Origin of the sequence: Rhizobium nepotum 39/7 (genome assembly GCF_000949865.1) — a bacterium.
Taxonomy (GTDB): domain Bacteria; phylum Pseudomonadota; class Alphaproteobacteria; order Rhizobiales; family Rhizobiaceae; genus Agrobacterium; species Agrobacterium nepotum.
Genome location: NZ_JWJH01000003.1, coordinates 306,350 through 329,784 on the forward strand (window position 1 = coordinate 306,350; position 23,435 = coordinate 329,784).

24 protein-coding genes and 1 riboswitch are annotated in these 23,435 nt (G+C 56.0%); of the genes, 13 read left to right on the plus strand and 11 right to left on the minus strand.

Translation table 11 applies throughout. From position 1 onward, the window contains the following. Positions 1–39: 39 nt before the first annotated feature. Complete coding sequence (locus RS75_RS04570; RefSeq protein ID WP_045017806.1) at positions 40–477, minus strand: EamA family transporter; 438 nt, start codon at positions 475–477, stop codon at positions 40–42. Positions 478–669: 192 nt separating this feature from the next. Further along, positions 670–2,016: a dicarboxylate/amino acid:cation symporter gene (locus RS75_RS04575; protein ID WP_045017807.1), complete on the minus strand. Its 1,347-nt coding sequence runs from the start codon at positions 2,014–2,016 to the stop codon at positions 670–672. A gap of 236 nt (positions 2,017–2,252) precedes the next feature. Here RS75_RS04575 and RS75_RS04580 point away from each other — a divergent pair, with 236 nt between their 5' ends. Further along, positions 2,253–4,094 carry a sensor histidine kinase gene (locus tag RS75_RS04580; RefSeq protein ID WP_045017808.1) on the plus strand — a complete coding sequence of 614 codons (1,842 nt, stop codon included), beginning with the start codon at positions 2,253–2,255 and terminating at the stop codon, positions 4,092–4,094. 1 nt (position 4,095) lies between these two features. Beyond that, the gene (locus tag RS75_RS04585; protein WP_045017810.1) at positions 4,096–5,460 is read left to right on the plus strand and encodes a sigma-54-dependent transcriptional regulator; all 1,365 of its coding nucleotides are present in this window, start codon (positions 4,096–4,098) and stop codon (positions 5,458–5,460) included. Positions 5,461–5,653: 193 nt separating this feature from the next. On the opposite strand, the gene RS75_RS04590 is transcribed toward RS75_RS04585, so the two are convergent. Beyond that, positions 5,654–6,157 carry a BA14K family protein gene (locus RS75_RS04590; RefSeq protein WP_045017812.1) on the minus strand — a complete coding sequence of 168 codons (504 nt, stop codon included), beginning with the start codon at positions 6,155–6,157 and terminating at the stop codon, positions 5,654–5,656. Positions 6,158–6,341: 184 nt separating this feature from the next. Between RS75_RS04590 and RS75_RS04595 the strand changes: the two genes are divergently transcribed. Next, complete coding sequence (locus RS75_RS04595) at positions 6,342–7,052, plus strand: GntR family transcriptional regulator (protein WP_045017815.1); 711 nt, start codon at positions 6,342–6,344, stop codon at positions 7,050–7,052. Positions 7,053–7,097: 45 nt separating this feature from the next. On the opposite strand, the gene RS75_RS04600 is transcribed toward RS75_RS04595, so the two are convergent. Both RS75_RS04600 and alr read right to left on the minus strand, forming a co-directional pair. Next, the gene (locus RS75_RS04600; protein ID WP_045017816.1) at positions 7,098–8,354 is read right to left on the minus strand and encodes a D-amino acid dehydrogenase; all 1,257 of its coding nucleotides are present in this window, start codon (positions 8,352–8,354) and stop codon (positions 7,098–7,100) included. A gap of 7 nt (positions 8,355–8,361) precedes the next feature. Next, positions 8,362–9,528: an alanine racemase gene (gene alr, locus RS75_RS04605; RefSeq protein WP_045017817.1), complete on the minus strand. Its 1,167-nt coding sequence runs from the start codon at positions 9,526–9,528 to the stop codon at positions 8,362–8,364. Between the two features lie 127 nt (positions 9,529–9,655). Between alr and RS75_RS04610 the strand changes: the two genes are divergently transcribed. Further along, a complete protein-coding gene (locus RS75_RS04610; RefSeq protein ID WP_045017819.1) occupies positions 9,656–10,114 on the plus strand; it encodes an Lrp/AsnC family transcriptional regulator in 459 nt (152 codons plus the stop codon). 221 nt (positions 10,115–10,335) lie between these two features. Here RS75_RS04610 and thiD read toward each other — a convergent pair whose 3' ends face one another. From thiD to RS75_RS04635, 5 genes are read right to left on the minus strand one after another with little or no spacing between them, the layout of a single operon-like run. Then, positions 10,336–11,133, minus strand: coding sequence for a bifunctional hydroxymethylpyrimidine kinase/phosphomethylpyrimidine kinase (gene thiD / locus RS75_RS04615; RefSeq protein ID WP_045017821.1), 798 nt, complete (start codon positions 11,131–11,133; stop codon positions 10,336–10,338). Next, complete coding sequence (gene thiE / locus RS75_RS04620) at positions 11,130–11,792, minus strand: thiamine phosphate synthase (protein ID WP_045017822.1); 663 nt, start codon at positions 11,790–11,792, stop codon at positions 11,130–11,132. Before thiE ends, thiD begins: the two co-directional genes overlap by 4 nt. Further along, positions 11,779–12,519, minus strand: coding sequence for a hydroxyethylthiazole kinase (locus RS75_RS04625; protein WP_045017885.1), 741 nt, complete (start codon positions 12,517–12,519; stop codon positions 11,779–11,781). The genes thiE and RS75_RS04625 overlap by 14 nt, the downstream gene beginning before the upstream one ends. Before the next feature lie 2 nt (positions 12,520–12,521). Further along, complete coding sequence (locus tag RS75_RS04630; protein ID WP_045017823.1) at positions 12,522–13,466, minus strand: ABC transporter substrate-binding protein; 945 nt, start codon at positions 13,464–13,466, stop codon at positions 12,522–12,524. Next, complete coding sequence (locus RS75_RS04635) at positions 13,463–14,248, minus strand: ABC transporter permease (protein ID WP_045017824.1); 786 nt, start codon at positions 14,246–14,248, stop codon at positions 13,463–13,465. The genes RS75_RS04630 and RS75_RS04635 overlap by 4 nt, the downstream gene beginning before the upstream one ends. A gap of 128 nt (positions 14,249–14,376) precedes the next feature. Then, positions 14,377–14,479: riboswitch (TPP riboswitch) on the minus strand. A gap of 311 nt (positions 14,480–14,790) precedes the next feature. Here RS75_RS04635 and RS75_RS04640 point away from each other — a divergent pair. From RS75_RS04640 to RS75_RS04665, 7 genes are all read left to right on the plus strand, one after another. Then, positions 14,791–16,116 (plus strand): DUF6538 domain-containing protein, encoded by a 1,326-nt coding sequence (locus tag RS75_RS04640; RefSeq protein ID WP_045017825.1) that lies wholly within the window; start codon positions 14,791–14,793, stop codon positions 16,114–16,116. A gap of 86 nt (positions 16,117–16,202) precedes the next feature. Next, complete coding sequence (locus RS75_RS26180) at positions 16,203–16,382, plus strand: hypothetical protein (protein WP_152643106.1); 180 nt, start codon at positions 16,203–16,205, stop codon at positions 16,380–16,382. Positions 16,383–16,564: 182 nt separating this feature from the next. Beyond that, positions 16,565–17,452 (plus strand): hypothetical protein, encoded by an 888-nt coding sequence (locus RS75_RS04645; protein WP_045017826.1) that lies wholly within the window; start codon positions 16,565–16,567, stop codon positions 17,450–17,452. Positions 17,453–17,899: 447 nt separating this feature from the next. Next, complete coding sequence (locus RS75_RS26595; RefSeq protein ID WP_160297176.1) at positions 17,900–18,076, plus strand: hypothetical protein; 177 nt, start codon at positions 17,900–17,902, stop codon at positions 18,074–18,076. A 34-nt stretch (positions 18,077–18,110) separates the two neighbouring features. Then, positions 18,111–19,412, plus strand: a complete 1,302-nt coding sequence (locus tag RS75_RS25045) for a phospholipase D family protein (protein ID WP_052679653.1) — start codon at positions 18,111–18,113, stop codon at positions 19,410–19,412. A 40-nt stretch (positions 19,413–19,452) separates the two neighbouring features. Next, entirely contained in the window at positions 19,453–20,472 is a 1,020-nt protein-coding gene (locus RS75_RS04660) for a hypothetical protein (protein ID WP_152643107.1), read from the plus strand. Next, positions 20,427–21,194: a hypothetical protein gene (locus RS75_RS04665; protein WP_152643108.1), complete on the plus strand. Its 768-nt coding sequence runs from the start codon at positions 20,427–20,429 to the stop codon at positions 21,192–21,194. Before RS75_RS04660 ends, RS75_RS04665 begins: the two co-directional genes overlap by 46 nt. Here the strand turns inward: RS75_RS04665 and RS75_RS04670 are convergent. Beyond that, positions 21,181–21,558 carry a hypothetical protein gene (locus RS75_RS04670; protein ID WP_152643109.1) on the minus strand — a complete coding sequence of 126 codons (378 nt, stop codon included), beginning with the start codon at positions 21,556–21,558 and terminating at the stop codon, positions 21,181–21,183. The genes RS75_RS04665 and RS75_RS04670 overlap by 14 nt on opposite strands. 103 nt (positions 21,559–21,661) lie before the next feature. On the opposite strand from RS75_RS04670, the gene RS75_RS04675 reads away from it, so the two are divergent. Together RS75_RS04675 and RS75_RS04680 are read left to right on the plus strand one after the other, a co-directional pair. Further along, the gene (locus tag RS75_RS04675) at positions 21,662–22,402 is read left to right on the plus strand and encodes an SHOCT domain-containing protein (protein ID WP_045017829.1); all 741 of its coding nucleotides are present in this window, start codon (positions 21,662–21,664) and stop codon (positions 22,400–22,402) included. Continuing rightward, the gene (locus tag RS75_RS04680) at positions 22,399–23,271 is read left to right on the plus strand and encodes a hypothetical protein (protein ID WP_052679655.1); all 873 of its coding nucleotides are present in this window, start codon (positions 22,399–22,401) and stop codon (positions 23,269–23,271) included. The genes RS75_RS04675 and RS75_RS04680 overlap by 4 nt, the downstream gene beginning before the upstream one ends. Positions 23,272–23,435 lie beyond the last annotated feature (164 nt).

Sequence of the window (23,435 nt, forward strand, 5' to 3'; positions counted from 1 at the left end):
CGGCCGGTTTATCCGGCCGGGCATAGCTGTTTAGTCGCCTTATCCCCGGTATGCTACAAGCACCGCGCCGCAGGCGATCAGCGCCACTCCCAGCCAGTTGGGCAGCGACAGCCGTTCTCCCAGAAACAGCACAGCGAAGACGGCGACAAAGACGACACTGAGCTTGTCGATGGGAGCGACGCGGGCCGCATCGCCGATTTTCAGCGCCCGGAAGTAACATATCCACGAAGCGCCGGTCGCCAGACCCGAGAGCACGAGAAAGGTCCAGGTGCGCCCCGAAATGGTGGAGGGCTGCTGCCAGTTGCCGGTGACATAAACCATCAGCCCGGCAGCGGCGAGGATGACGATGGTGCGGATGAAGGTGGCGAAATCGGAATTGACGTTTTCGATGCCGATCTTCGCAAAAATCGCGGTCAATGCCGCGAAAGCCGCCGATAGCAGCGCCCAGAATTGCCAGGCCAGAAACAGGTTCTTCATGCGGGCCTACTCCGTTCTTCGCATTCGTTTTTGCTTGATCTGGCCTATAACATCGGCACGGCGTTAAAAACTGTTTTCGGCGGTTGTGAAGGCTTCAAACGATGAAAGGCCGGCGCATCGATGTGATGCGCCGGCCTTCATGCAAAAGCCTGCCCGGACAGAACCGGGACAGGCGGACCTTGGGAGGCCGTATTATTCGGCGGGTTGAACCGCACCCGGAAGCTGATCCACATCGGCTATGCCGGTGAATTCTTCCTGACCGCCCAGCACGCGGGCGAGTTGATCTTCGTCCAGTTCGCCTTCCCAGCGGGCGACAACGATGGTTGCGACCGCATTGCCGACGAAGTTGGTGAGCGCACGGCACTCCGACATGAAGCGGTCGATGCCGAGGATCAGCGCCATGCCGGCAACCGGAACCGAAGGCACGACGGAGAGCGTTGCGGCCAGCGTGATGAAGCCTGCGCCGGTAATGCCGGCAGCACCCTTGGACGAAAGCATCGCCACGAGCAGCAGCAGGATCTGTTCGCCGAAGGACAGGTGGATGCCGGTCGCCTGTGCGATGAAGAGAGCCGCCAGCGTCATGTAGATGTTGGTGCCGTCGAGGTTGAAGGAATAGCCGGTGGGGATGACGAGACCGACGACGGAGCGCTTGCAGCCCGCCTTTTCCATCTTGCTCATCAGGCCGGGCAACGCGGCTTCGGAAGACGATGTGCCGAGAACCAGCAGCAGTTCTTCCTTGATGTAGCGGATAAGCGCGACGATGGAGAAGCCGTTATAGCGGCAGACGGCACCGAGAACCACGAACACGAACAAGGCGGACGTGATGTAGAAGGTGCCGATCAGCATGGCGAGGTTGGTGACGGACGAGATGCCGTATTTGCCGATGGTGAAAGCCATGGCGCCGAAAGCGCCTATGGGGGCTGCCTTCATCAGGATCGCGACCAGCTTGAAGATCGGATACATCATGGCATGCATGAAATCGGTGACGGGCTTGCCCTTTTCGCCGACGATGCCGAGCGCGATGCCGAACAGCACGGAGAAGAACAGCACTTGCAGGATATCACCGCTGGCGAATGCACCGACGATGGTAGTCGGGATGATGTTCATCAGGAAGCCGGTGATGGTCTGCTCATGGGCCTTGTCGGCGTAGGTCGCGACGGCCGAGGCATCCAGCGTGGACGGATCGATGTTCATGCCGGCGCCCGGCTGCACCGTGTTGGCGACAATGAGGCCGACGATGAGCGCGAGCGTGGAGAATGTCAGGAAGTAGATCATGGCCTTGCCGGCCACGCGCCCGACCTTCTTCATGTCGTTCATGCCGGCAATGCCGGTTGCAACCGTGAGGAAGATGACGGGCGCGATAATCATCTTGACGAGGCGGATGAAGCCGTCGCCCAGCGGCTTCAGCTGTTCGGCGAAGGCCGGATAGAAATGGCCGAGCGCGATACCGGCGATGATGGCGACCAGAACCTGGAAATACAGGTGCTTGTAAAATGGCTGCTTGGCGTGGCCTGCAGCCACGGCTGTCGTATCGATCATGTTTTTTCCTCCTCGGCCTCACCCTGCCTTTATTGGCCTCCCGGGATCGCCGTGACGTTGACGGCTTCGCGCCGATTGAGGAGTCATGTGCAATACGCATGCCAGATGTGCTTATTTGGTGTAACTGACTGATTTGAAAAGTACTTTTTATTGGCGCTTTGCCGGCCCGGAGACATCTGTGTGGAATTCCGGACAAAATCCCTTGCGATCGGTGTGTAAATCCGCACAATTGTCGCATGGCCCATGAAGAGCAGGTATCTCATTCCCAGGCGAAACGGCGGGCGCAATGGCTGGCGCTGGCGGGCCTGTGGCTGCTCGTCAGTCTCGGCATCCTGCTGGCGGCCGATGAGTTCGCCCGTATCCGGGCGATGCGGACGACGGGGCTTGAAGCTTCCACGGATGCCGAACTGAAGATTGCGCTTCTGAATGTCGCGCTGGAACGGCCCCGCGCCATTCCGCTGGTTCTGTCCGGCGATCCCGATCTGGCCACCGCGCTGGACGGCGGCGGTGCCTCCGCCATTGACCGGCTGAACCGCAAGCTGGAAGGGCTGATCGAAGGCACGCAGTCGTCGGTGATCTATGTCACCGGGCCGACCGGATTGACCATCGCATCCAGCAACTGGCGGCAGGCCGACAGCTTCGTCGGCACCAATTATGCATTCCGGGAGTATTTTCAGGCAGCGATGAATACCGGCATGTCCGAACATTATGCGCTCGGCAATGTCAGCCGTCGGCCGGGTCTCTACATCTCCCGCCGCGTCGATGCCGCCGACGGAAGACCGCTTGGTGTCGTCATTGCCAAGGTCGAGTTCAACCGGCTGGAAGCGGATTGGAACATTGGCGGCAGGCCGGTCTATGTGGTTGACAGGAACGGCGTCGTGTTGATGACGAGCGTGCCGGAATGGCGCTTCAAGACCGTGGCACCCATTGACGGGGCGCGGCGGAAAGCCATTTCCGAAAGCCTGCAATTCGGCAACGAGGCGCTTTCCTTATTGCCCTTCCGGGCAGCCCGGTCGCCGCAGGATGGTGCTCCTCTCGTCCATGTTGACGAACCCGGCGGGCAGCGCGGCGATTATCTGCGGCTGGAAATGCCGGTGCCGACCACCTCATGGACATTGCATTATCTGCAACCCGTCGCACCGGCGCTGAACGCCGCCATCCGCGAGGGCAGGGTGGTGGCGCTGGCGATGCTGATGCCGCTGATGGCTCTTTCGGCGCTGTGGTTGTGGCGCAGGCACAAGGCGCTACGGGAAAAGGAAGAGGAACAGCGCGCCCGCACTGAGCTGGAAATCAAGGTGCAGGAGCGGACGCGCGACCTGACGAAAACCCGCGACCACCTTCAGGCGGAAATTGCCCTGCACGAAAAGACGACAGGTGAATTGCGCAATGTGCAGCACGAACTGGTGCAGGCCAACCGCCTTTCCATTCTCGGCCAGGTGGCGGCGGGTGTGGCGCATGAGATCAACCAGCCGGTGGCGACAATCCGCACCTTTGCCGACAATGCCCGTACCCTGCTGAAACGCGACCGCGTGTCCGAGGCGACCGAAAATCTCGAAAACATCGCGGCCTTGACCGAGCGTATCGGCACGATCACCGGCGACTTGAAGATATTGGCCCGCAAGGGCCGCACCGCCGCCGAGCCTGTAAGCGTCAGACTGGTCGTCGAAGGTGCGGTCATGCTGTTGCGCAGCCGTTTTTCCGGACAGATGGATGCGCTGGATATCGTGTTGCCGGATCAGGATATGAAAGTACTCGGCAGCCGTATCCGGCTCGAGCAAATCCTCATCAACCTTCTGCAAAACGCGCTGGAAGCTACTGAAGAGATTGGCGCTGCCCGCGTCGAGGTGCGTGTGCGCGAAGAAAGCGACATGGTCGTGCTTTCGGTCAGCGACAATGGCGCAGGCATCCCCGAAGCCATCCGCGCCCAGCTTTTTTCGCCCTTCAATACCTCCAAGGAAAGCGGGCTTGGCCTTGGCCTCGTCATCTCCAACGATATCGCTTCCGACTATGGCGGTCGCATCGAGGTGACGAGCACCGGGGCGGGCACGTCTTTTTCCGTTTATCTGAAGCGAGCATGACATGACGATGGATGCAACCATATTTCTGGTGGACGACGATTCCCAACTGCGCAAGGCGATGGTGCAGACATTGGAACTCGATGGATTGCCGGTCACGTCCTTTTCCCGCGCCGAGCAGGCGCTTGCGGCGCTGAACGAGGATTTCGACGGCATCATCATCACCGATGTGCGTATGCCCGGCATGACCGGCCTTGAGTTCTTCGAGCGTGTGCGCAGGATCGATGCCGATCTGCCGGTCATCCTCATCACCGGCCACGGCGATGTGCCGATGGCGGTCGATGCGATTCACAACGGCGCTTACGATTTTATCGCCAAGCCTTTTCCGGCCGAACGCATGGTGGAAAGTGCCCGCCGCGCTTTGGAAAAGCGCCGTCTGGTGCTGGAAAACCGTGCCCTTCGTCGGGCAGGGGCTCAAGCGGAGGACGATCTGCCGTTGATCGGCCAGACCCCCGCAATGGAGCGCCTGCGCACCACGCTCAGGCACATTGCCGATACGGATGTGGATGTGCTGGTGGCGGGCGAAACGGGCAGCGGCAAGGAAGTGGTGGCAACGGCGCTTCACCGCTGGAGCAAGAAGCGCTCCAGGGGTAATTTCGTGGCGCTGAATTGCGGGGCGTTGCCGGAAACGGTGATCGAAAGCGAGCTTTTCGGCCATGAGCCTGGTGCTTTCACCGGGGCGCAAAAAAAGCGCGTCGGCCGCATTGAACATTCCAGTGGCGGCACGCTGTTTCTGGACGAGATCGAAAGCATGCCGCTTGCCGTGCAGGTGAAGATGCTGCGCGTTCTGGAAATGCGCGAAGTCTCGCCGCTTGGTTCCAACGAGGAGCGGCAGGTCGATATTCGCGTGGTGGCGGCAGCCAAGGTCGATCTTGGCGATCCGGCCGAGCGCGGCACCTTTCGCGAGGATCTTTATTACCGACTGAATGTGGTGACACTATCCATCCCGCCGTTGCGCGAGCGCAGGGCGGATATTCCGCTACTCTTCTCCCACTTCGTCACCAAGGCCGCCAACCGTTTCAACATGCCGGTGCCGCAGATAAGCGCCGGCGTTTCCCGCCGTCTCAACGATCACGACTGGCCGGGCAATGTGCGCGAACTCGGGCATTTCGCCGAAAGGGTGGTGCTGGGGCTGGAGACGGAAGCGGCGGCTGCGCCGGTTGCGCAAACGGCTATCCCGGCTTCCGGCACCCTGCCGGAGCGCATGGACCAGATCGAGGCGCAGATCATCCGCGAAACGCTGGCGCAATCGAACGGAGACGTAGCGGAGACGATCGCGACGCTCGGCATTGCCCGCAAGACCTTTTACGACAAGCTGCAACGCCACGGCATCAACCGGGCGGATTACGTAAAGAACGGCGCGGCGTGAAAAGAGCCGCAGCGTTTTGGGTTGCTCGCCCCACTCGGTGTCATCCTCGCCCTTGAGGCGAGGATCCATCGGTGCACAGAAGTGTGGGTCCTCGCCTCAAGGGCGAGGATAGCGGAGAAAGAATTATCGCGCGTCGTCAGTATTTACGCCGCAGCCTCTCGGCTGTGGCTCCTGCCGGAACTCGCTCTCGCGATTAGCCCGCTACGCAGAAGTGGCGCTGGCCGTCATAGTCCGTAAAGGTGCCGGTCCGGGTATTGAAGCTTCTGTAACGCTGCGAGCAATAGTCGTACCACGCATTGGTCCACGGCTCGATGGTGCGATAGGCGGGACGCTGACCGTATACGGGGCGGCTGTCATAGACGGGCTGCGCGCGGTAAACCGGTGCCGGACGATAGGCGGGGGCAGGACGATAGACCGGCTGCGGCTGGTAGTTCCGGTACTCCGGCTCTTCATAGACGTAGCTCGGCTCATAACGGCGGGGCGGGTCGACATAGACGCGCTCATCGTCCACGGGTGCCGGGCGGGAAAGGGCTGAACCAACGGCGACACCGGCGGCAAGACCGAGAACGCCACCCAGAATGGCGGCATCGCGACGGTCGCGGCGACCCCAGTCATCGGCGGATGCGCTGTTGAAAGGAACGATCGTCGCAGCGGCGACGGCGATAGTCAGAACGGTTTTAGCTGCAAAGGACGACATGGTCTTCTTCCATCCGGGTTGGCAGGGCGCTGCCAGTTGCAAATTCGATGGTTAAAGAAATATAGCTCCCCTGCTGAACGGCCGCTGAATGAATTGTGGCGGGCCGGCGGCGGTACTTACTCAATTCCTGTTTGCTTGGTCCGCACGCTTCGCGCTAGAACTCAACAACAAACAGGACACGCCCATGAGCCTTGCCCAGATAACCGTCAATTCCGATTCGTCGCACGAAGATCGTGCCCAGACCATTCGCGATACGCTACGCGACGCCATTGTCGACCGGCGGCTCGCACCGGGAACGAAATTGTCGGAATCGGAAGTGGGAACGCTGTTCGACGTCAGCCGCACGGTGGTGCGCGCCGCACTTCAGATGTTGGCCTATGAAGGGCTGGTAAAGGCCGAGCGCAACCGCGGCGCTTTCGTCTCCAATCCGACACCGGATGAGGCGCGTCAGGTTTTCGCCTCGCGCCGGCTGATCGAACCCGGCGTCCTGGACGCGGCAATCGAAAAGATCACGCCTGCGGCGGTGAAACAGCTGAGAGAGCATCTGCTTCAGGAAAGCCGCCACCAGCATGAGCGTGGTCCGAACGCCAGACGCGCGGAAATCAAGGCGTCGGGCGATTTCCACCTGATGCTGGCCTCGCTTGCCGGCAATGCCATTCTGGAAAAATTCATGGACGAGCTGGTCGCTCGCTCATCGCTGGTCATCGCGCTCTATGGGCGCTCGGGTGTTTCAAGCTGCGGCCATAACGATCATGCCGACCTGCTCGATGCGCTGGAGGCGAAGGATACAGCAAAGGGCCGCGCGCTGATGCTGCAGCATCTCGATCACATCGAGGCCGATCTCGACCTTCGCATGAAGGAAGGTCTGGCGCTGAAGGATGCGCTGGCGCTTTGAACGGCTGCCCATCCCCTCGTGGGGGATCGGCATTTCTGCCGCGCCTCAGGCTGCGTAACGGCTGAGTGCCAGATCGTGTGTGTCTATCTCGGGCTTGTTCCCGCTGATGAGATCGGCGAGCACTCGGGCCGAGCCACAGGACATGGTCCAGCCAAGCGTGCCGTGGCCGGTGTTGAGATACAGATTGCTGTAACGGGTAGCGCCGATGACCGGTGTTCCGTCCGGTGTCATCGGGCGCAGGCCGCACCAGAATTTCGCCTGTGTCTGGTCGCCCGCGCCACCGAACAGGTCTTCCACCGAATGGGCCAGCGTTTCTTTTCTCGCTTCGGGCAAGTCCTTGCTGAAACCGGCGATCTCCGCCATGCCGCCGGCGCGGATGCGCGAGCCGAGCCGGGTGATCGCCACCTTGAACGTTTCGTCCATGACGGTGGAAACCGGTGCGCGCTCCTCCTTCACGATCGGAACCGTAATGGAGTAACCCTTGACCGGATAAACCGGCAGGGTAAGGCCGAGCTGGCGCACGAATTGCGGAGAATAGCTGCCCAGTGCTGCCACGAAAATATCGGCCTCCACCAACCCTTTGGTGGTCTCCACGGCCTTGATGCGGCCCGCTTCGACGATGGGGCGCATGATGCCGGTATCGTAGATGAAGGTGACGCCCGCCTCTTGCGCCATACGCGCAAGTTCGGTGGTGAACATGAAGCAGTCGCCGGTCTCGTCGCCGGGCAGGCGCAGGCCGCCGACGATCTTTTCCTTGGCGGGGAAAAGGCCGGGTTCGATGGCGGCACAGCCATCACGGTCGAGAATCTCGAAAGGCACACCGCCCGCGGTCAGCACATCCACATCCTTGCCGATGGCATCGAACTGCTTCTGGGTGCGGAACACCTCCAGTGTGCCCTGCATGCGCTGGTCATATTCTATGCCGGTCTCGTCGCGCAGCGCCATCAGACAATCGCGGCTATATTCGGCGATGCGCACCATGCGGCTCTTGTTGGTGGCATAACGCGCCGATGTGCAATTGCGCAGCATCTGGCTCATCCAGCGCCACGCCGCCGGGTCGGCGGTCGGGCGAATGATGAGCGGTGCGTGTTTCATGAACAGCCATTTCATGGCCTTCATCGGGATACCGGGAGCAGCCCATGGTGAAGAATAGCCGGGGGAAACCTCACCCGCATTGGCGAAGCTGGTTTCCAGTGCTGCGGCCGGCTGGCGGTCGATCACCGTCACCTTGTGTCCGGCTTTGGCCAGATACCAAGCGGAGGTCACGCCGACGACGCCGGCTCCGAGGATAGTGACGTTCATGATCGTCTCACTTATGGCTGACAGATGTTGAAGCGGCGGCCGGGGTTTCGCCCGGTTGAATATAGGCGCGGCGGTAACGGCGTCCGAGGCCGGTCAGGATTTCATAGGCGATCGTGCCCGCATCGCCTGCAATGTCTTCCAGCGTCTGATCAGGCCCGATCATCTGCACGAGACTGCCCTGCGTCAATGTTCCCTGGGGCAGGGCGGATATGTCGAGAATGATGCTGTCCATCGAAACGCGTCCCGCGATCGGCAGGCGAACGCCATCGTACCATGCCGCGCCGCGATTGCTGAGCGCGCGCGGCAGGCCATCGGCGTAACCGGCGGCGATCGTCGCAAGGCTCGTCGGGCCGGGCGCTTCGAAGGAACCGCCGTAACCGACCAGCGATCCGGCCGGAACCGTGCGGGTCTGGATGACGGCGATGTCCAGACGGACGACCGGCTTCATCGGATTTGGGCGGGCAACGGAGGGCGCGCCGCCATAAAGAGCGATTCCGGGGCGCAGCAGGTGATTATGATAATCATTGCCCAGAAAGATGCCGCCGGAGTTGGAAAAACAGACGGGCACGTGAGGAAAGGCGATGGCGGCCTTTCGCATCACGGAGAGCTGCGCGGCATTGGAGAGGTGATCCGGCTCATCGGCGCAGGCGAGGTGGCTCATCACGAAAGCGATATCGATACCATCAAGCAATTGCGGCCGGGAGGCGAGGACTTCAAGCTCTTCGGGTGAGAGGCCAAGGCGGCACATGCCGGTATCGATCTGCACTGCGGCGGTGAGCGGCTTGCCGAGCTTTTTGGCATGGGCCGCCCATTGTGCGATCTGTTCGAGCGAATTCAGAACTGGCGTGACGGCCATGGCGGCGCAGGAGGTTTCGTTGCCGGGCTGAAGACCGTTGAGCACGAAAATATTCGCTTTGGCGGAAAGACGGACCCGGAGCGCCAGCGCCTCATCGATATGGGCGACAAAGAAATTGCGGCAGCCTGCATCGAACAGCACCTGCGAGACGATATCGGCGCCGAGGCCGTATGCATCGGCCTTGACGACGGCTGCTGTCTGCGAGGCAGGGGCCATGGCCGCAAGCGCCAGATAATTGTCGCGCAATGCGCCAAGATCGATGGTCAGATGGCCGCTTGCACCACCGGCTGCCTGCTGGCGGCTGATCTGCATGTCCATGGTCGTTCGCCCTCATTTTTATCATATGAGAGTATTGCAACGATTATCGAATTTCTTGGCTATTGTTCGAAGAAAATGCGATAAAATTCCAACCTACGCAACTTTCATTGCTCTATTGGAATTTTCTATGTCGTCACTCGATGCAACCGACCGCCATATCATCCGCCTGCTTCGGCTCAATGCCCGCATCAGCAATACGAAGCTTGCCGCAGAAGTCGGGCTTTCGGCATCTGCCTGCCTTCGCCGGGTCGATATTCTGGAGCGGGAAGGTATCATCCGGGGCTATACGGCGCTGACCAGCGGTCTTGCGGGCGGGGAGGTGATCTCGGTCATCGTGCAGATCACGCTCGACCGCCAGACCGAGGATTTCCTCAACCGTTTCGAGAATGCGGTACGGCGTTATCCGGAAATTCGCGAATGTTACCTGATGACGGGCGGCTCGGATTATTTCCTGCGATGTGAAGCGGAAAGTGCGGGCGATTTTGAGCGTATCCACAAGGAGATTTTGTCGAAGCTGCCGGGGGTTTCGCGGATTCATTCGAGTTTTGCGATCCGGAATGTGTTGGCGACGGCGAAGGTGAAGTGAAGGTGCGCGTGGAGTGTGGGGCCACCCCCTCTGTCCTGCCGGACATCTCCCCCTCAAGGGGGGAGATCGGGTGAGGCTTTCGCTCGGTTCCACGCAACCGTCTCACTACTGTTACCGTGGCTTACTGAATATGGTGAGCAGACCACTTGTCGATCTCCCCCTTGAGGGGGAGATGTCCGGCAGGACAGAGGGGGGTGAGCCCCACGCTCTGCGTCTCGACCTCACCCCCACCACCGATAAAAATGATGCACCGGCCCCCGACCCTGACCCACGGCAAGGCCCCGACCAGCTTCCAGCGCCCTATTCAGATACTCCTTCGCAAGACCCACCGCCTCCGCCAAGTCATGCCCCATAGCGAGGTAGGCGGTAATCGCCGCCGCCAGCGTGCAGCCGGTGCCGTGGTCGTTTTTCGTGTCCACCCTTGGCGCGGAAAGCGCCTGCATGGTGCCGTTCGCGAAGAGATAATCCGTGCTTTGCGGCCCGTCGCCATGGCCGCCCTTGATGAGCACGGCTTTTGCGCCCGCCATCAGGATCATCTCGGCCTGGTGGGCGATGTCTTTTTCCGTCGTCGCGACTGGCGTACCGGTCAGAAGTGCCGCCTCGGGCAGGTTCGGCGTCACGATGGCGGCGAGCGGCAGCAGGTCGCGCCGCAACGTCACGATGGCGTCCTCATGCAGCAACCGGTCGCCGGAGGTCGCGACCATAACCGGGTCGAGCACCACCGGTTGTTGTTGCTGCGGAAGCCGCGCGGCGATGGCGGCAATGGTTTCGATCCGCGAGACCATGCCGATCTTCACCGCATTGACGGCGAGATCGGAAAAAACCGCGTCCATCTGCGCGACGATGGTGGCAACGGAAATATCCTCCACCGCCGTTACGCCTTTGGTGTTCTGGGCGGTGATGGCGGTGATGACGCTTGCGGCATAGGCGCCGAGCGCCGAGAAGGTTTTGATGTCGGCCTGAATGCCAGCACCGCCGCCGCTATCGGAGCCGGCAATGGTTAATGCAATGGCTGTCATGGCTGCCTCGCTTTCAGCGCAGTGTCGATTGCAGCGCGGAAGTCCCTGGTTGCACTGGCAATATCGCCTGCGCGGAAGATGGCGGAAATGACCGCGACGCCATCCGCGCCGGCGGTGATGACGGATGGCACGCGCGCAAGATCGATGCCGGCGATGGCGCCCACCGGCATTTCCGGCCGCCACTCCCGCAAAAGATCACGCAGCAGCGTAAAACCGTCGATACCGACCGGCTTGTCGGGGTTGACCTTGGATACGGTCTCGAACACGCCGCCGATGCAGGCGTAATCGGCGGGCATTGCCGCCGCCCGTTCGGCATCGGTCCGGTTCTTGACGGTGAGGCCGATAATCGCCTTTTCGCCGAGGATGCGTCTGGCGGTTTCGGCATCCATATCATCAGCGCCGAGATGCACCCCGTCCGCTCCGGAGGCGAGTGCGACATCCACCCGGTCATTGATGACCAACGGCACGCCGGTACCGGCAATGGCCTCATGAATGGCGCGGGCGTTTTCGATCATCTCCCGAGTTGAAGCGTGTTTGTCGCGATATTGCAGGATGGTCGCGCCATTGAGCGCGGCCGCCAGAGCAAGCTCGGCCAGGGGCGCGACATCGCCGAGGCTCGCATCGACCAGCGCGTTGAGGCGGTAATCAACCTTGTTCATGCTCGATCCTCGCATGGTTTATGATGTCTTCGCCGGAAATTTCGGAAAGCACGTCCAGAAACGCCGCTTCGAATGTGCCGGGGCCTTTTGCGTGTCTCGCGGCCAATTCGGCGGAAACGCCGGTGACGGCAAGTGCCGCAGCCGCAGCCGTCAGCGCATCTTTTTCCACCGCCATGAAAGCGGCGATGACACCGCCCGAAAGGCAACCCGTGCCGGTCACTTTCGCCATCCACGGGTGGCCATTGACGATCCTGATGTCACGGGTGGCATCGCGCAGGTGATCGACCGGCCCCGTCTCAATCCTGACCGCGTTCGGAACATCACCGATCAGGTTCATTTCGGCGCTGTTGCCGCGCACGATGGTGGGGCGAAATGCGATCAGTTCGCGCGCAAATGCCAGCCGCGAGGGAGAATAATCGCAATGCACGGGATCCAGAATCCACGGCTTGCCCGCCGCGCGGGCGATCTCGGCGGCAAACCGTATGACTTTGCGCCGGTCGGCATCGAGTGTGCCAAGATTGATCGTCAGCGCATCGGCTTTCGTGACGAAAGCGCCGATTTCCTCGAGCGAGGTGGTCATCGAGGGAATGCCGCCGACGACGGTGATGCCGTCGGCGGTGAATTTCTGCACCACGGTGTTCATCAGGCAATGCACACGCGGGCGTGTCTGCCTCACTCTTTCGAGAATCTCGGCGGCCTTTGCCGCTGTCGGAAAACCGTTTGTCATGATCATTGCAGCTCCACGGCGATGTCTTCCGCTGCCGGCGCCTGCTTGATCAGCTGCATGTCCCGCATGAATTCGCCGAAGCGGGTGTAGCGGGCGCGGTCCAGTGCGGCCGGGCGCTTGGCGAAACGCGGCAGCGTGTCGAAAAAGGCCTGTTTGTTCAGTGCATCGTCAAGGTTCGGATAGGCCTTGATGAAAAGCTGCCACGCCTCCTGCGGGTGGTTGGTGATGAAGATCGCGGCCTGCTCGACGGCGGAGAGGAAACGCGGCAGGCGATTGTCTTTGGCGAGATCACGGTGGGTGACGAAGATCAGTTCGTCATAGGCAGGCACGCCATGCTCCTCCGGGAAGAAGGAGCGGCCCTCGTGACCCTCGAGCTTCATCTGCGTCAGTTCGAAATTGCGGAAGCCGCCAAGTGTGGCATCCACCTTGCCCGCGATCAGGGAAGGCGAGAGCGAAAAGTTGACGTTGACCAGTTCCACATCGTCCTTCGTCAACCCGTCCTTTTCCAACATGCGCTTCAGCATCGCATCCTCGAAACCGGACACGGAGAAACCGACCTTCTTGCCCTTCAGGTCCTTCAGGCTCTTGATCGGTCCGTCAGCCAGAACGGTGACGGTGTTGAGAGGGGTTTCGACCAGCGTGCCGAAACGGACGAGCGGCAGCCCGGCTTCGTGATCGAGATAAAGGTTCGGCTGGTAATGGACGCCAATATCGGCCTGTTTTGCCGAGACGAGGCGCGGCACGGCGGATGGGTCTGCGGGCGGAACCAGTTCAACCTCCAGCCCCGCATCTGCGAACAGGCCTCGTTCTTTTGCGATCACCATCGGCGCGTGATCCGGGTTCACGAACCATTCCAGCAACACGGTAAGCTTGTCGGCCGCCTGAGATTGCACGGGCGCGAGCACGCTTGCTGCCGCGACGACGAGGGAAAGAAGAGTTCGTTTCATGGTGCCGAAAGTCTCCGCAAATATTTGAAAGGAATGAAATGTTCTGTTTCTTTGGCCCATGGGGCCAGATTGGCTGTCGCCCGGTCGACGATAAGCCGCAGCAGCACCGCCATGACGGCAAGAATGGCCATGGCGGCAAACATCGTGTCGGTCTGCATGCGGGCATTGGACTGGATCATGACGAAACCGAGCCCAGCCGACGCGCCAACCCATTCGCCGATGACCGCGCCAAGCGGGGCGAGTGGCGCTGCCACTCTCAGCCCGGAAATGAGCGAGGGAAGCGCTAGCGGCACACGCAGCCGGGTGAGAATCTGCCAGTGGCTCGCCTCTGTCAGCGAGGCGGCGTCGAGGATGGCGCGATCCGTGCGGTTGAGACCATCAGTGAAGGCGGAGGCGACGGGAAAGAAGATGATGATCGCCGTCATGACCACTTTCGAGGCCATGCCGAAGCCGAACCAGAGGACGAGGATAGGGGCCAGCACGAAGACCGGAAACGCCTGCAATACGAGAACCATGGGCCAGACGAGGCGGCCGAGACGCGGGATGGCCGCGATCGTGAAGGCAACGAGAAGACCGGCGACGATGCCTGCCGCAAGCCCGACGGCCATTTCACCTGATGTCACCATGGCTTGTCCGAACAGGAAGGCCGGCTGCCGTAGAAATGCGGCGGCGACATCGGCCGGCGAGGGCAGGATATAGCGGGGCGGCGCAAACAGCCATGTCCCTGTCTGCCAGAGAATGAGCAGAAGCAAGACGCCGTTCAGCGCATGGGAGGGACGCATGGGCCGGACCTCAGACGCAACCGCACCGTTTACGAAGGGAAGGATGTTTCAGCATCATCGTTCGGTCTCCAGCTGTGACTATCACGGAGATCCGGGCAAAGCGGAGAAGAGAAAGGGCAGCAGCTGACTAGCGCGACAGTTTCCGTTCCTACGCCGGCATGACCCGGATCAGGTAGATAAGGGTTCGGCGCAATGCCGTCTCAGTGCCGCAGCACACCCCTCGGAAGAGTTGATTTCTTAGGAGAATTCAAAACTCATGTCAAATGTTCTTCTTCAAATGTTTCTATCCAAGCCGCCAATTGGAGAAATTGCTAATGAAATTGCTAATAAGTCTGACAGAGGGATTAAATCAAAAGCAAAATATCAGTCGAACTATAAGTTATTTTCAAAATATATCTCTCTATGTGACTTGTTTTTAAAACGAAATGAAAGTAAAAAATCCAGCTTTATCAAATTTATAGTTGACGAATATTCGCGATCTCGATATTGTTGTCACAACCGAAGGAGGTTTCTTACAGTTACATTGATGAGGTTTTAGTTCCATGATTACGCAAAATTACATTCATAAACGGCAGAACGGTTATTATTACTTCTGCGTCAACATCCCAACGCGATTGCTCTCGTCAACGACGAAACGGCAAATTCTTCGCTCTTTGAGGACCAGAGATTTAGCGACGGCGAAGAAGCGGGTGGCGACGCATGTCGCTCAAATCCTGCCGCTCTTCGATGAAAACCGTCTGCCCGATGAAGCTCATATTGAGTACAAGCGGGTTAAGGCAACCGCCGAGAAGCTGACCTCACGGTATGAACCCCACACGGTAGTCGCGGATAAAACCGTCGATCAATTGATAGAGCGTATCAATGAAATCGTTGATGTCCGCGCTGTTATGCCGACGCCAAATGTTGTGCAAACCGCCGGTCTAGTCGGCGCGATGGAAACGCCGCCGCTCTCGTGGGCAGAGGCTTTTGAGAAGTTCAAAGCTCTCTCGTCGGAGAAAGTTAGGGGCAAGAACGAGCTTCAGACGAAGCGTTTCTGGCGGCGCTACGAAGTTAAGACCGAAGATTACATCGCGGCGATGGGTGACACTGACGTATTGAAGATCACCAAGAACGATGTGAAAAAGTACCGTAAAATTCTGAAGGAAAAGATCGATACCGGTGAGTTTCTAAGCAACGAAGCCAATAAAAAGATTAGCTGGCTCGGCGTGATTTTAGAAACCGTGTTTGATGAGGAATACGAAGGGAAGGAGAATCCTTTCGCGGGCATCAGAATTTCTGGCTACGAAGACGATGGCAAACGAGCGCCGCTCACCGCTGCGGAGATAGCAGCAGTTACGGAAGGCTTGAAGACATCAGGGGCACGACCTGAAATCAAAGCTCTTATCCGCATTGGGATGTGCACAGGTGCGAACGCGAAGGAACTCGCGCTTCTAACCCCCGCCGATATCCATCTGGATGTGTCTGATCCATACATTTCTATTCGCCCCAATGAACTTCGCGGCAAGGTCAAGCGGGGAGGGGCGCGCCATAGAGATGTTCCCTTGGTTGGTGAAGCACTCATTGCCATGCGCGAGTTCCCGAACGGCTTTACTATTTTCCACACAGATGAAGGACCAACTCAGGTCAACTGTGCGATGTCCGATTATTTCAGGAAGATCACGCCGGGGAAGGGGAAAGGCTTCGGAAGCTTCCGTCACAACATGGCGGATTGGCTTCGCCGGAGCGGTGCGAATGACACCCTGAAGGATTCAATTCTCGGTCACACCAACACCAAATCCCATTCGATGCACTACGGCGATGGATACGATATCGAGAACAAAAAGGAGGCGCTGGAGAAAGCATTGCAATACGCAAAGATACCAATCTAAAAACCAGAATATCAACTCAATATGCTGAGAAGTGAAATTAATTTATATTATGAATACCGGCATATTCCTATTATGGAATATGGAAATTGCAGAAATACACTTTTGAAAAGCTCGTTAAGAGTGAGAAGTTGCGGAATGAATTCTTCGATCACTATGACTGGCTAATTCATATCGCCAAAGAAAAAGGCTTTATCGACGCGGCTCTCGCACATGCCAAGGCGAAAAAACGGGTTCAAGACGAATTGAACCTGATCGTCGATTACTAAGGAGAAAGATACCGTAGGGACTGTGTTGCTGACGCTTCTCGATTTTTTCGGACTTCGATAGCAACTGCGTTTCGGCTTTCCCTGCTAGGTTAAAGTCGTTGAGAGAGGGGCGGGAATGCTTGACGGAATCAGCGACCTACTTGAAAACTCCAGCCTAAGTTGTTTTCAGGTAGGCGAGACTGATGTCCGAAACTATTATAGCTGAGCGATACAATCCGGATGCCGTCTGGTACGAAGAAAAAATCCCGATTCGCGGAAATCACTTCAGGCTCGCTGATGTGAAGGCTTCCTACCGTGAGCTTCAACAACTCAACGCGCGTGAGAGCGCGATGGTCGATAAACTCGTTAAGTTCGAAGACGAGAGCGATGAAGACTTTGTAAGCCGGAAAGACTTCCTACTCAAAGATGCGTTCAGGGTTACTGTCTCAATAATTGGTTTTGAGGGACAAACTGTATACGGCGAAACGCAAGATGTATTCGACGCCGACGATGTACCGTTCCCGATCAAAACGATTTATTTTACGAATCGCACTGCGTTTCAGCGGAACGCCAACGGAAATAAACCACCCAACTTTTTCGAAATCACAGTGACGTTCGACAAACCTCCCCTTTTTGATCCAAACCCTCTGGTGTCAGACCCCACACCGAACGAAAGTGAAGCAACCCTTAAGTGTCGAGACGTGCCTTTCTTCAGAGCTGCACAGACGATTGTGCGCAGGCACCTTAATTCCAAAAGAAAATGGTACTCGTTCATCCACGGGCAATTCGCTTACGATATTGGGCTATGGCTTTGCGCGTTTCCTTACGCGCTATACTGGATAGCGGTTTATGCCGCGTATTTCTTCCCCGATGATCGTCCAAACTGGTCCTACCGCATAGCGTTCTTCATTTATAGCATCGGCATTTCATTGTTCGCGTATCGCGCTCTCTTTGGATATGTGAAATGGGCATTCCCCGTGAACCGTCTCGAGGAGAATAAAGATGCTGCGACCGCGAACCGTATTGTTCTTGGGGCAATTTTTTCAAGTTTATTCCTCACCGGTCTAGCGTCGGTCTTGGGAGTCTCTTGAGACTAGTGGAATATCGCCAGTACGCATCCCCGTTTTCCACCGGTAGGTAATACTAGCTGTTGGGGATAGAATGATGTTGCAACAATATCATTGACGAATCTCTTCCGCCTCCCACTATGCGAAGCAGTAAGCAGCACCTTCATTTTGATTTAAATGAAAAGGTGCGCCCAATGGATCAGCAAATATCAGTAAAATTCCTGTTCTTCGAAGCCAGTGCATCTGGTCTCGTTGCGGTTGTCCTTATCTTTATTCTCGCGATTTTGGCTATGGGGTTAGCGGCTTACAGAAAATGAGCGTCTGCGCTTCCCGTCTTCCACCGGCATGCACCCCATCTCGTTGTGGATAGAATGGTGTTTTCGAGAACATCATTGACCCAAGAGCCGTGCTTCCTCACACTGCGAAGCAGCAAGCAGCACCGATTTCATTTTTAATGAAGAGGTGCGTCCAATGCCCAAGATCACCATAAAATTCCTGGGACTCGAGGTCTCTGCCCAAGGTGTGGTTTCCGTTGTATTAGCTTCGGTTATCGCGCTGACTGCATTGGCAGTAATCTGGGTATATCTCGAAAAGCGCGACTTATCTCCTAAAAATAGTATTGCAAGTCAAACTCAACGCATGATTTAGTTCTCAGCGGGCTAATCGGGATGAGTTGTACAGCATGAAACTATTAACTGAAATTGAAGCTCCAAAGGCGATAGGCAAGCTTCTCGCCGGTGCCGAAAGCGGCAAATTCGCCGTCGCGTTTTGGGGAAGTGAGGGTGCCGCGACGTTAGGCATATCCTCCAGTTCGAAGCCGCTCAAAATCATCTGCAATCTTGAGTCCGGTGCCTGCAATCCAAACGAGATTCGAAAACTGCTGAAGATGACGACCAATGTCGAGGTCAGAACGAATCCGCGCCTACATGCAAAGGTCTACTGGACCCCGTCAGGTGTCGTAATCGGGTCATCTAATGCTTCTGCAAACGGTTTGGCTGTTGAGGGCAAAGAACTCTCCAGTTGGGCAGAAGCGAATGTTTTTACGACTGATCCTAAGATGCTTGAACAGACGAGCGCTTGGTTCGACGCTCTTTTTGCAGCATCAAACCCGATCACCGAAGCCGATCTTAAGGTTGCTGCCGACCTTTGGGATCGGCGGCAATTTGTCCGTCCAATGATCGTTAAAACGAGTGTCGGTTTGATCGAAACGGTTCGTAATAATTTGGACCACCCAATATGGGCGACTGTAAAGGTCGCATGTTGGCAGGATGGATTAAGCGTGGATGCAGCTTCACGTCTTTCCGCAATTGCACATGATCACCGTTCCGGTGAGGATATTTCAGCATACGAGGGCTGGGAGACGTGCCTACACGAAGGTGATTGGACTTTGGATTTTTTCATCGAGACGAACGGCTCGATCAGCTTCAATGACATTTGGAGGATTATTCCAGCGTTGCCTTCATCCCCAGACCTATCCTTGGCTGTGAAGCGCAAAAACTTCGTCCCAGAGGGCTTTGGGAAAATCGTGTTTACGGACGAAGACAGGAATGAGTTGCTTCGTGCGATCCCCCATTTTCTTAGCCAGAGACAGCACCAAAACCTGCCCGAACAGAATGAACGAAATGCCGTATTTGGTTTGCAAGACGCGGTCGAATATCTCGATTCTATGGCGAAGGGCAAAAATATCGAGAGTCAGGATATGCGTGCACTCGAAAAGGAGTTCCACCTCGCCATGATGCACGCCGATGATGAGGCTAAAAAGTTCGGACACAATGCTACAAAGTTTCGGGAAATGCTTAGAAAGCTCGGGGGTAAAGAAACGGCGCGACGACTTGTGACAAGCCCCGCTTCTGAGACCTTCACGAAATTTTTTCTAAAAGGCAGAGTTGATTTGACGGTGGAGGCGCTGGTTGTCCAAGAGCGATGGAAGCCGTTATTCTCAGAAGACGTTTTGCGGGCAGCGCAACTGCGGCTGCGCGCCTAGTTTTCATTTACGGGCTTAGACAATGTTTAAGGATAATACCGTGTTCGTAATTGGTGCTGGAGCGAGTGCGGAGTTCGGGCTGCCGGTCGGTTCAACACTAATTCAAACCATAAAGTCGAATTGTAGTTTTCGATTGGATGAATTCGGAAGCCGGCTCGCCGCTGGATCGCGCGACGTCTTTCAGCACTATGAGAAAATATTTGGTCGAAATGACCCTGCAAAGGTTGCACAATTCAATCTGCACTTAGAAAAATCGCGTCAGATCGCGAAGGGAATCGATAGTGCCGAGAGCATTGACGAGTATATTTTTCGGTATGCAAGTGACCCGCTAGTGGCTGAGATAGGAAAGCTACATATAGCTCACGCAATTTCACTCGCTGAAAAGAAAAGCATCATAAGTGATGATAATAACTTTCCAGATAATTTTAGCGTTGGGGACGAAACATGGATTTGGACTTTCGCAAAAGCGCTAATGAATGGGGTAAAAGCCGACGATGTTGAGAGTGTCGGGCAAAATATTAGTATAATTTGCTTCAACTATGACAGGTGCATCGAACACTATCTTGAACATGCCTTGATGCGCGGTTTCCATGAATTGACACTGGAAGACGCGCGGAAAATTGTAGGTCAGATTAACATTATACATCCGTATGGATGGCTAGGAAATCTCAGTGCTTTCCCGTTTGGTAAAGCGGATCGTTTCGCGGCTATGGCGGAAAACCTCATCACTTGGTCGGAGACTATCACCGACCTTGAAGTAATACATAAGCTGAGAACGGTGGTGCGAAGCGCGCGGCAGTTGGTGTTCATGGGTTTCGGGTTTGCTGCCCAGAACATGGACTTGCTGAACACACAGCCGACAGGTGTCCCAAACAGGAACACGCTAGTTTATTCGACGGGGTTAGGCATTCCTCGTGAAGTTGAAGCCGCGTTGAAAGAAAAAATAATCGCTCTCATATCTTCGACGTGGAGGCCCGCTGCGGCTGAAATGATTCATTTCCAGCACGATGCCAAATGCAAGAAATTCTTCGATATTCATCGCTTAAACTTGGTGATGTGAAGATGCCGGACTGGAAGAAGGTCAATTGGCTGATCGTGGCTGGCATCGCAACCATCGCCTACACACTCGCCTTCGTAGGCTGGATTGGGCTTGATCGGATTCTTATCTACCCCACGAACAACTCCCTCAACGAAGTTGGGGATTTCATTGCTGGCGTCTTTTCGCCGCTCGCATTCATTTGGCTCGTGGCGGCAGTCCTCACGCAGAGGCAGGAATTGACGGAAACTCGCGATCAATTCGTAGAGAACCAAAAGGTTGTTGATGCGCAGTTGAAAACAATCAACGAACAATCGAACTTGCTTCAGCAACAACACACGTTGGCAGAAGAGACCGCGAAGAAGACCTACCGATTGAGCCTTTTTCAAGAGCGATACAAATTATACTCTGATTTCATTTCCTTGGGCGAACGTCACAAAAGCACTCATTTTGGGAAAGCTTATTCGGAAATGGTGGAGTTGAGTGCAAGAGCGAGATTTGTGTTTGGGGACGAAATTCAAGCTTGGTTCGAATCGATAGAGCATGCGATTTTTTGCCTCAATGAAGAGCGACGTCAGAGCATTACAGAGGGGTATGATAACGGAGGACATTTTATCTCCGTATTCAAAAGTGAGGCGGACGAAAGAAGGTGCAGCGACCTTGAACACTCAATAGCTGAGCAGTTCACGAATATCGTAGCTCTCGCGGAGAGATTTGAGAAATCAATGACTATCAGTGACGAGTAGTTCGAATATTGGCTCCGGTTGGCACTAGCAGCAGCGCCAGTTCGAAAACAATCGCCACGGGAAATTTCAAAGGCGGAAAAACGTTGCCCACAAAAATCGCCAAGGCTGCATAAGCGACCATCGTAAAGCCAGCCGTTGTCCAGCTTGAAAATCCAATGTCAACGATACGCCGTAGCCTGAACAGGAAGAGAAATGCTACCGGGACCGCTAGTATCGGAAGAAACAGAATCAAGGGAAGACGGGGAAGAACGGTATGAAATATGCTCCATATCGCGAAAGAGACTATTAAAACGAGCGCAGTTCCCACCGCATAGTGTTTACGGTCAAGCGGCTCGCCTGTCCTGAATATCAACCCGATGTCCATCGAACCCCCATAGACTTTACAAATCACGCGAAAAATGGATTAGCTTAAACTTAGACGTGCTTCACCAGCAGTATCAAGTCACCTCTTATCTCTCGGATATAAAATGCGTGGTATTTTCAATATTATTTTCTTTCTCTTCCTTGCGACCGTTTTGATCATGTCGCTTGTCGGGGTTCCTCTTCTCGCCCTCTACCTGCTTTTTGTCTTTGTAGGCGGCAGAAAACGACGCGAGAAAATTCAAGCCAAGGTCATCAACACGCTGATGTCTGGTGAGGAAGTAGTGGGCTACGTAATCGAAAACCGCGTGATGTCGCTTTTCCAGCGCAGATTAGCGATTTTCATCACGAATAGCCGGGTGATCTTTGTTCAGCGCAAAATTCTCGGCGGCTATCAGATGATGGACCGGCAATGGAAGGATTTGCAGGACGCGAAAATGGACGAAAACATTATGCCAAACCTATTTGGCGCTTCCCTATCCTTCTCGTTCATCAACCCTCCCGGTGGAATAATGAGTGTGTCTGGTGTCGATCCTGAAACAGCTGCAAAGCTCTACACCTATTCTCAGGCTCAGGAACACGCTTGGGAAGAAAAGCGCCGTGTCCGGACATTGGAAGAGAAGCGCGCTGCATCGGGAGGGATAAATTTCCATGGCTTTCCGCAAGCCGCTCAGCAGCCACAAGCCCAAGCACCAGCTTTGGTCTCAGGGCAGACGATTGATGTCACCCCAACTGACACGGTTGTAGCCGAAATCAATCGCGCCAAAGCCCTCCTGGATTCCGGCGCAATCTCCGATGCCGAGTTTCAGGAGATTAAGTCGAAGATATTGAGCAGGCATTTCCAATGAACGCGAAACCACAAAAGCCCGTGACGGAAGGTTCGAATAAAGAGGTAAGCCGTCCTTTTTGCGGCATCATCATGCCTATCGCTACAATGGGGCAGTATGAAAAGTCCCATTGGGACCGGGTACGCATCATCCTTAACGAAGCCATCGAAGACGCTGGCTATTCGCCTCGGCTCGTCAGTGAGAGTGAAGATATCGGCGTAATTCATGCAAGGATCGTGCAGAACCTATACGACGATCCCATTGTTGTGTGTGATGTGAGCGGCAAGAATGCAAACGTCATGTTTGAACTCGGGCTTAGGCTGGCTTTCGACAAACCGACTATCGTCATCAAAGATGATCAGACCGACTACAGTTTTGATACATCGCCTGTCGAACATATAGGCTATCGGGCGGACCTTCGGTTTGATGACGTCCGGGATTTTAAGAAAAGGCTATCTGCCGCGATTAAGGGCAGTATTGCAAAGAAAGAGAAAGACGAATCTTATTCGCCGTTCCTTGGGCATTTCGGCAAATTCAAATTGGCTGGTATCGACACCAAAACGGTTAGTTCAGAACAGTTTATTATCGAGCAGCTTCAGAGCCTAAAAGCTGAAATGGTCAATTTATCGTTGCGTGTTACAAAAGAGGTTCGCCATCACAGCTACGACATGGGTGAGAAGTCACAGCACCTCTTGATCGAAAACTGCATCAACGATGTTAAAGGTTCATCTGTCTTCGATTTCACTAATGAAAATGACCTCCAGCTCTTCTCTAGTTTAGTACAAAGAGAGGTCCTTGGGAGGAACGGCAAGATCAGCCGTAGTGTGATTGACCCTTACGTCAGGATGTATGTCAACGAAATGCTGCGCCCGCAGGCATCTTTGACTTAGAGCAGATAGCGGATAGCGTCACTACAAATCCTGCCCGCCACCGCTGCTGCCCACTTTTCAGCCGCAATCCACAATTATTGAACAATATAGACTCACTGTTCACTTATTTTGGGCGATCACGCTTTTGGTTTGTCAATCAGCACTGAACATTCACCCCTTTTACT